This window comes from Pseudomonas sp. DCA-1, from assembly GCF_046523955.1.
Lineage (GTDB): Bacteria > Pseudomonadota > Gammaproteobacteria > Pseudomonadales > Pseudomonadaceae > Aquipseudomonas > Aquipseudomonas putida_Y.
This window is the reverse complement of sequence record NZ_CP169881.1, coordinates 4,536,485-4,549,596: the sequence shown is the minus strand read 5'-3', so window position 1 is coordinate 4,549,596 and position 13,112 is coordinate 4,536,485. Positions and strand designations below refer to the sequence as shown.

The following is a 13,112-nucleotide window of genomic DNA, read 5'->3' as shown; positions in this document are numbered from 1 at the left end:
TTCAAGTCTTCAATAACGGGGCACGCGACTCCCAAGCTCCGGTCACATCTGCTGGGTATCATCATGTTACATATTCCCCCGTCACCTGCGACTATCGTGCAGCGGCCCCGAACCGTCGGTCGCCGCTAACATATTGTTTCAATGGCGATGCCTCGCCCTGCCATCGTTTCAGCTCACAAAGGAAGCTTTCCCGGATGCAGTCCGCCTACACCGTCCTCATCCTGTTGACGTTGGTCAGCCTGTCGAAGCTGGTCGGCCGCATGATTCCGCTGCCGTTGCCGTTGGTGCAGATCGCCGCCGGTGCTTTGCTGGCCTTGCCGACACTGGGCTTGCATGTGGCCTTGAACCCGGAGTTGTTCCTGTTCCTGTTCTTGCCTCCGCTGCTCTTTGCCGACGGATGGCGCATTCCCAAGCGTGAGTTGTGGCGCATTCGCGGGCCTGTGGTGGCGCTGGCTGTCGGGTTGGTACTGTTCACCGTGGTCGGGGCCGGCTACTTCATTCACTGGCTGCTGCCGAGCATCCCGTTGCCGGTGGCCTTCGCCCTGGCGGCAGTGCTGTCGCCCACCGACGCCGTGGCGGTTTCGGCCATCGCCCAGGACCGCCTGCCTACCCCGCTGATGCACATGCTGCAAGGGGAGGCCCTGATGAATGACGCATCAGGCCTGGTGACCTTCAAGTTTGCCTTGGCGGCGGCGATCACCGGGGCGTTCTCGCTGGCCGATGCAAGCTTCAGTTTCGTCCTGGTCGCGCTGGGTGGCCTGGCGGTGGGCGTTGCCCTGAGTTGGCTGGTCGGCCGCTTGCGCGCCTGGATGATCGCCCGCGGCTGGGACGATCCAGCTACCCATGTGGTCTTCATGCTGCTGCTGCCGTTCGCCGCCTACGTGCTGGCCGAGCGTCTGGGTGTTTCGGGCATTCTCTCGGCGGTGGCCGCCGGCATGATGCAGAGCTGGCTCGACTTGCTGCCGCGGCAGACCAGCACTCGCTTGCTCAACAGAAGCGTCTGGTCGCTGCTGGAGTTTGCCTTCAACGGCCTGATCTTTCTGCTGTTGGGCCTGCAATTGCCGGACATCATCAAGGCGGTGGTCAGCCACGAAGCTACCCTGTGGCCGACCCTGGCTTACCGCTGCCTGGATGTGGTGGCGATCTTTGCCGCGCTGATCCTGCTGCGGTTCGTCTGGGTGCAGAGTATCTGGCGCTCGATCGGTGTGGTGCGCCGCTGGCGCGGTAAACCGGCGCTGGTGCTGATGCCCACGGCGCGCTCCTGCTGGTTGCTGACCCTGGGCGGTGTGCGGGGCGCAGTGACCCTGGCCGGTGTGATGTCGATACCTTTGCTGATGGGGGCGGGCAAGGCCTTCCCGGAACGGGACTTGCTGATTTTCATTGCAGCCGGGGTGATCCTGCTGTCGTTGATCAGCGCCTGCATCGCGCTGCCGATATTACTGCGCGGGGTCACCAAGAGCCCGGACGAGCGCTTGCACCAGGAAGTGCAGGAAGCCTGGCGGCGCACGGCCGAGGCGGCGATTCATGCCTTGGAAGCAGAGGAGGTGATCGACGCCACTGCCCCGCAAGACGCCGCGCAGGCTACCTTGGCGACCGAGCTGAAGGCGCGGTTGATGGCAGAGTATCGGGATGAGCTGGAAAGCTATGACGACAGTGCCGAAGCCAGGGCATTGGCCGAACAGATGGACTTGCTGGAGCGGCGTTTGCGCTTGCGTGCACTGAGGGCGCAGCGGCTGGAGCTTTACAACCTGCATCGCCAGCACCTGGTGGGGGATGAGGTGGTGCGGCAAGTACTGGGTGAGCTGGATATGAGTGAGGCGAACCTGGGTTCAGTCAAGTAGATCCCAAGAGGGCTGCGTTGCAGCCCCTGTAGGAGCGGGTTTACCCGCGAAGAATCCAACGCGGTAAATGGCACCGGCCGTGCCGCGCTGGTAACCCGCTCCCACAGGCCCCTGCCAGATCAGCGGTTTTGCAGGAAGGCGCGAATCCGCTCCGCCGCCTCGATGCATTCGGCCAGCGGTGCAACCAGTGCCATGCGCACGCGCCCGGCACCCGGGTTCACCCCGTCCACTTCACGTGACAGGTACGACCCCGGTACCACGGTCACATGCTGGGCTTCGAACAGGTCACGGGTGAACTCGGCATCGTCGCCCGGTACCTTGGCCCACAGGTAGAAGCTGCCGTCCGGGCGCTGCACGTCCAGTACCGGCTGCAGAATATCCAGCACGGCGTCGTACTTGGCCCGGTACTGGTCGCGGTTCTCGCGCACATGCGCCTCGTCCTGCCAGGCGGCGATGCTGGCCAGTTGGGTTTGTACCGGCATCGCGCAGCCGTGGTAGGTGCGGTACAACAGAAACGGCTTGATGATCCGGGCATCGCCAGCGACGAAGCCCGAGCGCAGCCCCGGCAGGTTGGAGCGCTTGGACAGGCTGTGGAACACCACGCAGCGCGCAAAATCGCTACGACCAAGCTCGGCGCATGCCGTCAGCAGGCCTGGCGGTGGTGCGTCTTCGTCGAAGTACAGCTCGCTGTAGCACTCATCGGCGGCGATCACGAAGTCGTGCTCGTCAGCCAGGGCAATCAGCTTCTTCAGGGTGTTCATCGGCACCAGCGCACCGGTAGGGTTGCCCGGCGAGCACAGGAACAGGATCTGGCAACGCTTCCACACCTCGGCCGGTACGGCGTCGAAGTCCGGGTTGAAACCGTTGTTTTCCAGGCACGGCAGGTAGTGCGGGGTGGCGCCGGCCAACAGCGCTGCGCCTTCGTAGATCTGATAGAACGGGTTGGGGCTTACCACCAGGCCGTCATCGGCGCGGTTGACCACGGCCTGGGTGAAGGCGAACAGTGCTTCACGGGTGCCGTTGACCGGCAGGATGTGGCGGTCGGCGTCCAGCCAGCCGGTCGGCACGCCAAAGCGTCGTTCGCACCACTGACCGATGGCCTGGCGCAGGGCTGGCAAGCCGATGGTGCTGGGATAAACCGCCAGCTTGTCGAGGTTGTCGGCCATGGCCTGGGCGACGAACGCCGGCGATTCGTGCTTCGGCTCACCGATCGACAGGGCGATGGCGCGTTTGTCCGCCGCAGGCGTCACGCTGCCCAGCAGGGCACGAAGCTTTTCGAACGGATAGGGCTGAAGCTGGGTCAAGGCATGGTTCATCGGCGCAAGGTCTCGTCAATCGTCTAATCGTTAAAAGGTCACGCGGGTCTGGCTGGTGTCGCTACCTTGGCCGGCCTGCAGTTGCTGCACGATGGCCTCCTGCAGGCGGCTGCACAACTGCGGGTCTGACAGCGGTTGGTTGTCGGCATCGGTAATGAAAAACACGTCTTCTACCCGCTCGCCGAGGGTGGCGATCTTGGCGTTTTGCAGCGAAAGGTCGAACTCCAGGAAAATCCGTCCCAGCCGGGCCAGCAGGCCCGGGCGGTCTGGCGCGGTGATTTCGAGGATGGTCACCGGCCGCTGGGCATCGTTGAGGATGGTCACTTGCGGCGGGAAGTCGAAGTGCTTGAGCTGGCGCGGTACCCGGCGCTGGATGATGGTCGGGTAGTCCTCAGGGTTGCGCAGCGCTTCGGTCAGGCCGTCGCGAATCTGCTTGACCCGTTGCGGGTTGTCGCCGATCGAGCCACCGTCGTTGTCCAGCACAATGTAGGTGTCGAGGGTGAACTGGCTGCTCGACGTGATGATCCGGGCGTCGTGGATGTTCAGGTTCAACTGCGACATGGCCGCCACCGTCACGGCGAAGAAATCATGCTGGTCGGGGGCATAGATGAAAATCTGCGTGCCGCCTTCGAACTCGCGCTGGGTGGTTTCCTTGATCAGTACCAGTGGCCCGCCATCGGCCGGTTGCTGCAGGATCGCATCCGTGTGCCAGGCCACGTCGGCGGCGGTGTGCTTGAGGAAATAGTCATCGCCCAGTTGCGCCCATAGCTGCTCGACGTCGTCCGGGTCGGTCCCCTCGCGCACCAGGATATCCAGCGCTGACGACTGGGTCTGGCGAATCTGCTCTTCGCGGTCCAGCGGGTTTTCCAGGCCCCGGCGCAGGGCGCGCTTGGTCTCGCTGTACAGCTGGCGCAGCAGGCTGGCGCGCCACGAGTTCCACAGGCTGGGGTTGGTGGCGTTGATGTCCGCCACAGTCAGCACGTACAGGTAGTCAAGGCGTGTCTCGTCGCCCATGTGCAGGGCAAAGTCGTTGATCACCTGCGGATCGGACAAGTCCTTGCGCTGAGCGGTGGTCGACATCACCAGGTGGTTCTGCACCAGCCAGACGATCAGGCGGCTGTCCCAGGCCGGCAACTGGTGCCGTTCGCAGAACTTCTGCGCGTCCACTGCACCGATTTCCGAGTGGTCGCCCTGGCGACCCTTGCCGATGTCGTGGTACAGGCCGGCCAGGTAGATCAGCTCGGGTTTGGGCAGGCGCCCCATGAGCTTGCTGGCCAGCGGGAATTTCTCGGACACCGGCGTGTATTGCAGCTTGCGCAGGTGCTTGATGAGGTTGAGGGTGTGCGCATCGACCGTATAGATGTGGAACAGGTCATGCTGCATCTGCCCGACGATCAGGCCGAACTCTGGCAGATAACGGCCAAGAATGCCGTAGCGGTTCATCCGGCGCAGGTTGCGGTGGATGCCGATTTCGCACTTGAATAGCTCGATGAACAGGCTGGTATTGCGGATATCGGTCCGGAACGTGTCGTCGATCAGGTGGCGGTGTTCGCGCAGCAGGCGCACGGTATCGGCACGCACGCCCTTGATCTCGGGGTGTTGGGCCATCAGCACGAAGATTTCCAGCATGGCGAACGGCGTTCGCTTGAACACGTTCGGGTTGGCGGCCTCGATATAGCCGTCATGCAGGCGGAACCGCGCGTTCAGCGGCTGGGTGCTGCCACTTTCCTCGTCGGCGAGGATAACTTCTTCGAAGTGCTGGATGATCAGGTCGCACAGCTGGCTGATGCTCATCACCACCCGGTAGTACTGCTGCATGAACTGTTCGATCGCCCGCTTGGGGTTTTCGTCGCTGTAGCCCAGCAGCGTGGCGAGGCTGCGCTGGTGATCGAACAGCAGGCGGTCTTCGGCGCGCCCGGCCAGCATGTGCAGGGCATAACGGACTTTCCAGAGGAAGTCCTGGGACGAAGCCAGCAGTTCGTTCTCGCTTTCCAGCAAGAAGCCTTCGCCGGCCAGTGCATGCAGGTTCAGTGTGCCGTACTGGCGACGGGCTACCCACAGTACCGTCTGGATGTCGCGCAGGCCACCTGGCGAACCCTTGACGTTGGGTTCGAGGTTGTACTCTGTGTCGTTGTACTTGTGGTGGCGGGCCTTGAGTTCGGCGCGCTTGGCCAGGAAGAACTCCTTGCTCGGCCACATGTGTGCGGTGCTGGTGACTTCCAGCATGCGCTGGCGCAAGGCCTCGGGGCCGGCGATGGTGCGGCTTTCCATCAGGTTGGTGATTACCGTCAGGTCGGCGCGGGCCTGTTCGGCGCACTCGTCGACGGTACGCACGCTCTGGCCGACTTCCAGGCCAATGTCCCACAGCAAGGTAAGAAAGCGCTCGATGGCGTCGCGGTACTGCTCGTGCTCGGCAGCGCCTAGCAGAATCAGCAGGTCGATGTCCGAGTGCGGGTGCAGTTCACCGCGCCCATAGCCGCCCACCGCAACCAGGGCAATGCCGCTCTGGTCGCCCCAGTCGAACTGGTTCCACGCCTGTTGCAGGATATTGTCGACGAGCCAGGCGCGGGCCTCGATCAGCGGGCGAATGTCGCTGCCGGCGCGAAAACGCTTGTCGAGCACCTCGCCGGCCAGGCGGATGGCTTTCTTGAAGGCGGCGATGGGGCTCGCCTTGAGGGCCAGTTCCGCCTGGAACTGGCCACGGTCGAACAGCTCGGGGTCCACCTGGGGCATCGCGTCACGTTCCTGTCGTGGGGTGGCCTGTCGGGGTGCGGTCAGGCCGAAGTGCGCGGGATGGTGTCGTCCTTGCGCAGGGTGAAGATCTCGTAGCCGGTCGCGGTCACCACCAGAGTGTGTTCCCACTGGGCCGAGAGCTTGCGATCCTTGGTGATGGCGGTCCAGCCGTCGCCCAGCACCTTGGTGTCGGCCTTGCCCTGGTTGATCATCGGCTCGATGGTGAAGGTCATGCCTTCCTTCAGCTCCATACCCGTGCCAGCGCGGCCGTAGTGGAGGATCTGCGGCTCTTCGTGGAACACCTTGCCGATGCCGTGACCGCAGAACTCGCGTACCACCGAGAAACCGTTCTTCTCTGCGTGCTTCTGGATCACTTCACCGATGTCGCCCAGACGGCAGCCCGGCTTCACCAGCTCGATGGCCTTGTACATGCATTCCTGGGTGACCTTGGACAGGCGCTCGGCCCAGACCGGCACGTTGCCGACGTGGAACATGCGGCTGGTGTCGCCGTGGTAGCCGTCCTTGATCACGGTGACGTCGATATTGAGCGTGTCACCGTCCTTGAGCGGCTTGTCGTTGGGTATGCCGTGGCAGACCACATGGTTGATCGAGGTGCAGATCGACTTCGGGTAGCCCTTGTAGTTGAGCGGTGCCGGGATGGCCTGCTGGACGTTGACGATATAGTCGTGGCACAGGCGGTCGAGCTCTTCGGTGGTGATACCGGGCTTGACGTGTTCTTCGATCATTTCCAGCACTTCGGCGGCCAGGCGGCCAGCGATGCGCATCTTCTCGATGTCTTCTGCGGTCTTGATGGTGACGGTCATTACAGGCTCTCTACGGCGCCGTGCACGGCGCGAACAAACGGGAAAGGCCGGATTCTAGCAGAGCAGGGCGCCGATCGGTCGGGATAAAGGCGGCCATGCTGTTGTCTACAGCTGGCATTCTGGCGCGAAAGCCGGGGTGCTGCAAAAAGTGCTGACAGACGCAACAGTATCCGGGTTCCGTTCGCTCGCGGTCTGTGGTATAAAATGCGCCGCTTTCGGGGACGACCCCGTCAGTACTTAACCCACACACGTGTCGACACGATGACCTGGGTGCCCCGAGTTGCAGAATTCGCGGGTTGGTCATTGGGATACGTGGAGGCCCAACCCGACTTATCAAGGAACTATCATGTCCCAAGTCAATATGCGCGATATGCTGAAGGCCGGTGTGCACTTCGGCCACCAGACCCGTTACTGGAACCCGAAAATGGGCAAGTACATTTTCGGCGCGCGTAACAAGATCCACATCGTCAACCTGGAAAAAACCCTGCCAATGTTCAACGACGCTCTGTCGTTCGTAGAGCGCCTGGCCCAGGGCAAGAACAAGATCCTGTTCGTCGGCACCAAGCGTTCCGCCGGCAAGATCGTTGCCGAGCAAGCAGCTCGTTGCGGTTCGCCATACGTTGATCACCGTTGGTTGGGCGGCATGCTGACCAACTACAAGACCATCCGCGCTTCGATCAAGCGTCTGCGCGACCTGGAAACCCAGGCCGAAGACGGCACTTTCGCCAAGCTGACCAAGAAAGAAGCCCTGATGCGCTCCCGCGACCTGGAAAAACTGGATCGCAGCCTGGGTGGCATCAAGGACATGGGCGGTCTGCCAGACGCTCTGTTCGTTATCGACGTTGATCACGAGCGCATCGCGATCACCGAAGCCAACAAGCTGGGCATCCCGGTTATCGGCGTTGTCGATACCAACAGCAGCCCGGAAGGTGTTGACTACATCATCCCAGGTAACGATGACGCCATTCGCGCTATCGAGCTGTACATGACTTCGATGGCTGACGCAGTCATCCGCGGCCGCAACAACGTTGCCGGCGGCACCGAAGTTTACGCTGAAGAAGCGGCTGCACCTGCTGCTGAGTAATAGGCGCTAGCGTCTACTTGGCACGCAAAAAGGGGGCTCTGCCCCCTTTTTGCCACCTTGAAATCCTGCTGTCAGCATCGGCCCCGCATCATGGGCCTGCTGAAATCAAAGCAGCGGATTTGCAGAATTGAACGCCCGTGATTGACGGGTGGAATGGTTGAAAAACTTTCCAAGAGGATTTTGAAATGGCAGCAATTACTGCAGCGCTGGTAAAAGAACTGCGCGAGCGTACCGGCGAAGGCATGATGGATTGCAAAAAGGCCCTGGAAAAGGCCGGCGGCGACATCGAGAAAGCCATTGACGACATGCGTGCCTCGGGCGCCATCAAGGCCGCCAAAAAGGCTGGCAACGTCGCTGCTGAAGGCGCTATCGCCGTCAAGACCGACGGTACATCTGCCGTCCTGCTGGAAGTGAACTCGCAGACCGACTTCCTGGCCCTGCAAGACGACTTCAAGAACTTCGTGGCCGAAAGCCTCGAAGAAGCCTTCGCCCAGAAGCTGACCGACGCCGCCCCGCTGATCGCCTCGCGCGAAGCTGCTCGTGAAGCCCTGGTTGCCAAGTGCGGCGAGAACGTCAACATCCGTCGCCTGGTGCGCGTTGAGGGTGACGTTGTCGGTGCCTACCTGCACGGCAACAAGATCGGCGCTGTCGTCGTTCTGAAAGGCGGTGACGTTGAGCTGGCGAAGAACATCGCCATGCACGTTGCAGCTTCGAACCCTGAGTTCCTGGATTCGTCGGAAATCTCCGCCGAGGCCATCGAGCGCGAGAAGAATGTCTTCCTGCAGCTGAACGCCGACAAGATCGCCGGCAAGCCGGAAAACATCGTTGAGAACATGATCAACGGCCGTATCACCAAGTTCAAAGCCGAAGCCTCGCTGAAAGAGCAAGCCTTCGTCATGAACCCGGAAGTCAAGGTTGGCGAGCTGGCCAAGAAAGCCGGTGCTGAAATCGTTTCCTTCACCTACTTCAAAGTAGGCGAAGGCATCGAGAAGCCAGTCGACGACTTCGCTGCTGAAGTTGCCGCTCAGGTAGCTGCTGCCAAGCAGTAAGACAGCCCCGTCTGTCGCCCCAAAGAGGCTGCCCGCTCACGCGCGCAGCCTCTTTGTCAAAACGGAGAGGGGTTTATACGACTCCCTCTTCGCTGGCACCGAAGCGGTGCCACGCTACAGTTAGCAGGCTGCAAACAGCCCGCACGAATTTTCTAAAAGTACGCCGCAGGAGAGACTCGCAATGGCTCAGCAGGTGAGTGGTCGCCAACCTCGCTATAAACGCATTTTGCTCAAACTTAGCGGCGAGGCCCTGATGGGCTCGGAAGACTTCGGGATCGACCCGAAAGTGCTGGATCGCATGGCGCTTGAAGTTGGCCAGCTGGTAGGGATCGGTGTTCAGGTCGGCCTGGTGATCGGTGGTGGCAACCTGTTCCGCGGCGCCGCGCTCAGCGCAGCCGGCATGGATCGCGTCACGGGTGACCACATGGGCATGTTGGCTACCGTGATGAACGGCCTGGCCATGCGCGATGCGCTGGAGCGCTCGAACATCCCGGCCCTGGTAATGTCGGCCATTTCCATGGTGGGTGTCACCGATCATTACGATCGTCGCAAAGCTATTCGTCACCTCAACTCCGGGGATGTGGTAATTTTCTCCGCCGGTACCGGCAACCCGTTCTTCACCACCGACTCCGCGGCCTGCCTGCGCGCCATCGAAATCGATGCTGACGTGGTGCTGAAGGCGACCAAGGTCGATGGCGTGTACACTGCCGATCCATTCAAGGACCCGCACGCCGAGAAATTCGATCACCTGACCTACGATGAGGTTCTGGATCGCAAGCTGGGTGTGATGGACCTGACCGCAATCTGCCTGTGCCGTGACCACAAGATGCCATTGCGGGTATTCAACATGAACAAGCCTGGCGCCCTGCTGAACATCGTGGTGGGTGGCGCTGAAGGTACACTGATCGAGGAAGGCCAAGCATGATCAACGACATCAAGAAAGACGCGCAGGAGCGCATGGGCAAGTCCATCGAAGCCCTGTCTCGCAACCTGGCTGCAATCCGCACCGGTCGCGCTCACCCAAGCATCCTGGACAGCGTCAAGGTTACCGCCTGGGGTAGCGAAATGCCGCTGAACCAGGTCGCCGCGATCACCGTCGAAGATGCCCGCACCCTGAAGATCGTCGCTCACGACAAGAACCTCAGCGCTGCCATCGAAAAGGCTATCCTCACCTCCGATCTGGGCCTTAACCCGTCCAGCGCCGGTACTACCATCCGTGTACCGATGCCGGCCCTGACCGAGGAAACCCGCAAGGGCTACACCAAGCAGGCCAGCGGTGTTGCCGAGGATGCCAAGGTGGCCGTGCGCAACGTGCGCCGCGACGCCCTGGCTGACCTGAAAAAACTGACCAAGGACAAGGAAATCAGCGAAGACGAAGAGCGTCGCGCCGCTGACGAGATCCAGAAGCTGACCGACAAGTTCGTTGCTGAAGTCGATGCTGCCTTCAAAGCCAAGGAAAAGGACCTGATGGCCGTCTAAGGCCGGGGTTTTTTAATGGAAAAGACCAAGCCAGCGGCGCCGTCCTCGGTGCCGCGTCATGTCGCGATCATCATGGATGGCAACAACCGCTGGGCGAAAAAACGCCTGCTGCCTGGCGTGGCCGGGCACAAGGCGGGTGTGGACGCCGTTCGCGCGGTCATCGAAGTCTGTGCCAAGGCCGGGGTCGAGGTGCTGACCCTGTTCGCCTTCTCCAGCGAGAACTGGCAGCGCCCTGCCGAAGAAGTCGGTGCGCTGATGGAGCTGTTCTTCTCGGCGCTGCGCCGTGAGGCCAAGCGCCTTGACGAGAACAATATCAGCCTGCGCATCATCGGCGACCGTTCGCGTTTCCATCCTGAGCTGCAGGCCGCCATGCGCGAGGCCGAGGCAGCGACCGCCGGCAACAACCGTTTCATTCTGCAGATAGCAGCCAACTACGGCGGCCAGTGGGACATCGCCCAGGCTGCCCAACGGTTGGCGCGGGAAGTGCAAGCTGGGCATCTGCGCCCGGAGGACATCACCCCGGGTCTGCTGCAGACCTGCCTGGCAACCGGCGAACTGCCGTTGCCGGATCTTTGCATTCGCACCGGTGGCGAGCACCGCATCAGCAATTTCCTGCTGTGGCAGCTGGCCTATGCCGAGTTGTACTTCTCCGACCTCTACTGGCCGGACTTCAAACACGAGGCCATGCGCAAAGCCCTGGCCGATTTCGCTTCGCGCCAGCGCCGCTTCGGTAAGACCAGCGAGCAGGTCGAGGCTGGAGCTCGTGCTTAATGCTTAAACAACGCATCATTACTGCGCTGATCCTGCTGCCGGTCGCGCTGGGCGGTTTCTTTCTGCTCAATGGCGGGGATTTCGCCCTGTTCATCGGCTTCGTGGTGGCCCTCGGCGCCTGGGAGTGGGCACGCCTTGCCGGGCTTATGGCCCAGCCGCTGCGCATCGCCTATGCGGTGGTGGTCGCCGGGGCGCTGATGCTGCTGCACATCCTTCCGGAGCTGGCGCCCTGGGTGCTGGGCGCTGCGGTGATCTGGTGGGGGCTGGCCACCTGGCTGGTGCTTACCTACCCGCGCAGCAGCGATCTGTGGGCCAGTGCTGCCTGTCGGCTGTTGATCGGTCTGCTGGTGCTGCTGCCGGCTTGGCAGGGGCTGGTGCTGCTCAAGCACTGGCCCTTGGGGAACTGGCTGATCCTGTCCGTCATGGTGCTGGTGTGGGCTGCCGACATCGGTGCGTATTTTTCTGGCCGGGCGTTCGGCAAGCGCAAGCTCGCCCCGCAGGTCAGCCCGGGCAAGAGCTGGGAAGGTGTGTATGGTGGGCTGGCGGTCAGCCTGTTGATTACCCTGGGTGTCGGCATCGGCCGCGACTGGGGCTTTGGTCAGATCCTGCTGGGCCTGCTGGGCGCTGCGTTGCTGGTGATGTCTTCGGTGGTCGGTGACCTGACCGAGAGCATGTTCAAGCGTCGCTCCGGCATCAAGGACAGCAGCAATCTGCTGCCTGGGCATGGTGGTGTGCTCGATCGCATCGACAGCCTGACTGCGGCAATCCCGATCTTTGCAGTGCTGCTGTGGGCTGCCGAATGGGGTGTGATGTGAGTCGCCCGCAACGTATTACCGTGCTCGGGGCCACCGGCTCCATCGGCCTGAGCACGCTGGATGTGATTGCGCGTCACCCTGACCGTTATCAAGCGTTTGCCCTCACTGGCTATTCGCGCATCGACGAGTTGTTGGCGCTATGTGTGCGTCATCGCCCGGCATTCGCTGTGGTGCCGAGCACCGAAGCAGCGGTGAGGTTGCGCGCAAGTCTGGCTGCAGCCGGTTGCTCCACCGAGGTGCTTGAAGGCGAGGCCGGGCTTTGCCAGGTGGCGTCGGCCGCTGAAGTGGACGCAGTGATGGCTGCCATTGTCGGTGCTGCCGGTCTGCGTCCCACGCTGGCGGCAGTCGAGGCAGGCAAGAAGGTGTTGCTGGCCAACAAGGAAGCACTTGTAATGTCGGGCGCGCTGTTCATGGAGGCGGTGCGGCAAAAGGGTGCCGTGCTGCTGCCGATCGACAGCGAACACAACGCTATCTTCCAGTGCATGCCTGGCGACTACGCCCGTGGCCTGAGTGCTGTCGGTGTGCGCCGGATCCTGCTTACCGCTTCTGGTGGGCCGTTCCGCGAGACGCCGGTCGAGGCGCTGCTGGACGTGACCCCGGAGCAAGCTTGTGCTCACCCTAACTGGTCCATGGGGCGCAAGATTTCCGTGGATTCGGCCAGCATGATGAACAAAGGCCTCGAGTTGATCGAGGCCTGCTGGTTGTTCGATGCCGCGCCGTCCAAGGTTGAGGTGGTGGTGCACCCGCAAAGCGTGATCCACTCACTGGTCGACTACGTGGACGGTTCGGTGCTCGCGCAACTGGGCAACCCGGACATGCGTACGCCGATCGCCAGCGCGTTGGCCTGGCCGGAACGGATCGATTCCGGGGTCGCCCCCCTGGACCTGTTCGCCATCGCCCGTCTGGATTTCCAGGCGCCCGACGAACAACGCTTCCCTTGCCTGCGCCTTGCGCGGCAGGCTGCCGAGGCAGGCAACAGCGCGCCTGCCGTGCTCAATGCAGCCAACGAAGTTGCCGTCGAGGCATTTCTTGAACGGCGCATCCGCTTCCCGGAGATCGCGGGTATGATCGAACAGGTACTCGACCAGGAACCCGTCGTGCCACTGCCTTCGCTGGATGCGGTATTTGCCGCCGATCAGCGTGCCCGGGAGCTTTCCCGTGAATGGCTGAGGCGTCACGGTCGCTGATGCAGGCCCGCCA

Annotated in this window: 11 protein-coding genes; 8 read left to right on the top strand and 3 right to left on the bottom strand. The window is 62.2% G+C overall.

The window, feature by feature from the left end; all coding sequences use genetic code 11:
- Nucleotides 1-194: 194 nt before the first annotated feature.
- The gene (locus ACE4QZ_RS21470) at nucleotides 195-1,841 is read left to right on the top strand and encodes a Na+/H+ antiporter (protein WP_103462962.1); all 1,647 of its coding nucleotides are present in this window, start codon (nucleotides 195-197) and stop codon (nucleotides 1,839-1,841) included.
- A gap of 119 nt (nucleotides 1,842-1,960) precedes the next feature.
- On the opposite strand, the gene dapC is transcribed toward ACE4QZ_RS21470, so the two are convergent.
- Genes dapC through map form a run of 3 tightly spaced genes read right to left on the bottom strand, consistent with a single transcriptional unit; the run spans nucleotide 1,961 to nucleotide 6,714 of the window.
- Nucleotides 1,961-3,157 carry a succinyldiaminopimelate transaminase gene (gene dapC, locus ACE4QZ_RS21465; protein ID WP_084850395.1) on the bottom strand — a complete coding sequence of 399 codons (1,197 nt, stop codon included), beginning with the start codon at nucleotides 3,155-3,157 and terminating at the stop codon, nucleotides 1,961-1,963.
- A 30-nt stretch (nucleotides 3,158-3,187) separates the two neighbouring features.
- Nucleotides 3,188-5,890: a [protein-PII] uridylyltransferase gene (locus ACE4QZ_RS21460; protein ID WP_021785915.1), complete on the bottom strand. Its 2,703-nt coding sequence runs from the start codon at nucleotides 5,888-5,890 to the stop codon at nucleotides 3,188-3,190.
- A 41-nt stretch (nucleotides 5,891-5,931) separates the two neighbouring features.
- A complete protein-coding gene (gene map, locus ACE4QZ_RS21455) occupies nucleotides 5,932-6,714 on the bottom strand; it encodes a type I methionyl aminopeptidase (RefSeq protein WP_021785914.1) in 783 nt (260 codons plus the stop codon).
- 346 nt (nucleotides 6,715-7,060) lie between these two features.
- Between map and rpsB the strand changes: the two genes are divergently transcribed.
- The 7 genes from rpsB to ispC all read left to right on the top strand — a co-directional run bounded on the left by rpsB (nucleotide 7,061) and on the right by ispC (nucleotide 13,099).
- On the top strand, nucleotides 7,061-7,798 hold the full coding sequence (rpsB, locus tag ACE4QZ_RS21450) for a 30S ribosomal protein S2 (RefSeq protein WP_003252287.1): 738 nt from the start codon (nucleotides 7,061-7,063) through the stop codon (nucleotides 7,796-7,798).
- Between the two features lie 185 nt (nucleotides 7,799-7,983).
- Nucleotides 7,984-8,847, top strand: coding sequence for a translation elongation factor Ts (tsf, locus tag ACE4QZ_RS21445; protein ID WP_003252290.1), 864 nt, complete (start codon nucleotides 7,984-7,986; stop codon nucleotides 8,845-8,847).
- 181 nt (nucleotides 8,848-9,028) lie between these two features.
- Nucleotides 9,029-9,772, top strand: a complete 744-nt coding sequence (pyrH, locus tag ACE4QZ_RS21440; RefSeq protein WP_003252294.1) for a UMP kinase — start codon at nucleotides 9,029-9,031, stop codon at nucleotides 9,770-9,772.
- Nucleotides 9,769-10,326: a ribosome recycling factor gene (frr, locus tag ACE4QZ_RS21435; protein WP_003252296.1), complete on the top strand. Its 558-nt coding sequence runs from the start codon at nucleotides 9,769-9,771 to the stop codon at nucleotides 10,324-10,326. Before pyrH ends, frr begins: the two co-directional genes overlap by 4 nt.
- Before the next feature lie 15 nt (nucleotides 10,327-10,341).
- A complete protein-coding gene (gene uppS, locus ACE4QZ_RS21430; RefSeq protein ID WP_021785913.1) occupies nucleotides 10,342-11,097 on the top strand; it encodes a polyprenyl diphosphate synthase in 756 nt (251 codons plus the stop codon).
- A complete protein-coding gene (locus tag ACE4QZ_RS21425; protein ID WP_021785912.1) occupies nucleotides 11,097-11,912 on the top strand; it encodes a phosphatidate cytidylyltransferase in 816 nt (271 codons plus the stop codon). Before uppS ends, ACE4QZ_RS21425 begins: the two co-directional genes overlap by 1 nt.
- Complete coding sequence (gene ispC / locus ACE4QZ_RS21420; protein WP_028698299.1) at nucleotides 11,909-13,099, top strand: 1-deoxy-D-xylulose-5-phosphate reductoisomerase; 1,191 nt, start codon at nucleotides 11,909-11,911, stop codon at nucleotides 13,097-13,099. Before ACE4QZ_RS21425 ends, ispC begins: the two co-directional genes overlap by 4 nt.
- Nucleotides 13,100-13,112: the final 13 nt, after the last annotated feature.

Coding starts and splice junctions, on each gene's coding strand:
- ACE4QZ_RS21470 (WP_103462962.1), top strand. CDS start 195: ATGCAGTCCGCCTACACCGTCCTCATCCTGTTGACGTTGGTCAGCCTG.
- dapC (WP_084850395.1), bottom strand. CDS start 3,157: ATGAACCATGCCTTGACCCAGCTTCAGCCCTATCCGTTCGAAAAGCTT.
- ACE4QZ_RS21460 (WP_021785915.1), bottom strand. CDS start 5,890: ATGCCCCAGGTGGACCCCGAGCTGTTCGACCGTGGCCAGTTCCAGGCG.
- map (WP_021785914.1), bottom strand. CDS start 6,714: ATGACCGTCACCATCAAGACCGCAGAAGACATCGAGAAGATGCGCATC.
- rpsB (WP_003252287.1), top strand. CDS start 7,061: ATGTCCCAAGTCAATATGCGCGATATGCTGAAGGCCGGTGTGCACTTC.
- tsf (WP_003252290.1), top strand. CDS start 7,984: ATGGCAGCAATTACTGCAGCGCTGGTAAAAGAACTGCGCGAGCGTACC.
- pyrH (WP_003252294.1), top strand. CDS start 9,029: ATGGCTCAGCAGGTGAGTGGTCGCCAACCTCGCTATAAACGCATTTTG.
- frr (WP_003252296.1), top strand. CDS start 9,769: ATGATCAACGACATCAAGAAAGACGCGCAGGAGCGCATGGGCAAGTCC.
- uppS (WP_021785913.1), top strand. CDS start 10,342: ATGGAAAAGACCAAGCCAGCGGCGCCGTCCTCGGTGCCGCGTCATGTC.
- ACE4QZ_RS21425 (WP_021785912.1), top strand. CDS start 11,097: ATGCTTAAACAACGCATCATTACTGCGCTGATCCTGCTGCCGGTCGCG.